This is a genomic window from Oleiphilus sp. HI0125, assembly GCF_001635355.1.
In genome coordinates this window covers 1-1,044 of record NZ_LWGF01001202.1, presented here as the reverse complement: position 1 = coordinate 1,044, position 1,044 = coordinate 1, and the positions used below count along the sequence as shown (strand labels likewise).

Here is a 1,044-nt window from a genome sequence, read left to right as displayed (position 1 = left end):
GGATTGTGTCCGTAAAAGAATGCGGCATCAAGCAATTCTTTTGTGTATTCATGCTGTGGAGATGAAAAGAGCTGTTCACAATCGTTTTGTTCGATAACTTTGCCGTGTTGCATGACCATAACGCGATGACTTAATGCGCGGACAACAGCCAAGTCGTGACTAATAAAGATATAAGCGATCTGATACTTTTTCTGGATATTCTTAAGTAGCTCGATTACTTGAACTTGGATACTTCTATCTAGCGCCGATGTCGGTTCATCCAAAATAATGATTTCAGGCTTGAGGATCAAAGCTCGTGCAATAGCGATACGCTGGCGCTGTCCGCCCGAAAATTCATGTGGATAGCGATGTCGCACTTCTGGGTCGAGCTCAACTTCAGTTAGCGCGTCGATGATCATTTGCTCTCGCTCAGATTCCGAGCCAATGCCGTGAATATCAAGGCCCTCAGCAATGATCTGGCCAATCGACATTCGGGGGCTTAGGCTTCCAAATGGGTCTTGAAAAACGATTTGAATTTCACGACGAAAAGGACGGAACTGGCTTTGGTTTAACTGGTCAATTCGTTTTCCATTGAAGGTGATTGAACCCGTGCAATCGAGCAACTTTAGTATCGCCATTCCAGTCGTAGTTTTGCCGCTGCCACTTTCGCCAACAATACCTAGTGTTTCACCTTTTCTTAATGACAGGTCCATTTGCTTTACAGCCTGAAAGCTGCGTGTCGGTTTGCCGAAAAGATTACGTCTAAGAATAAAATCAACACTTAACTGTTCTGTTTGAAGAATCGTATCGGCATTCTCTTCAACAGGGTATGGAGAGCCGCTTGGTTCTGAGTTAATTAGCGTTTGCGTGTATTCGTCTGTTGGAGAATTGAATATTGCTTTGGCATTGCCTTGTTCTACAACGTGCCCATGTCGCATAACGCATACGTGATCTGCATATTGTCTGACGACATTGAGATCATGCGAAATGAGAATGATGGCCATATCTAGTTTTGTCTGTAGATCAGCGATTAGCTCTAAAACCTGCTTTTGAACCGTTACATCT

Annotated in this window: 1 protein-coding gene; it reads right to left on the bottom strand. The window is 43.9% G+C overall.

The features are described from left to right. Positions 1-1,044 (bottom strand): ATP-binding cassette domain-containing protein (locus A3762_RS21040; RefSeq protein WP_156493645.1); only part of this gene is annotated, 1,044 nt, incomplete at both ends.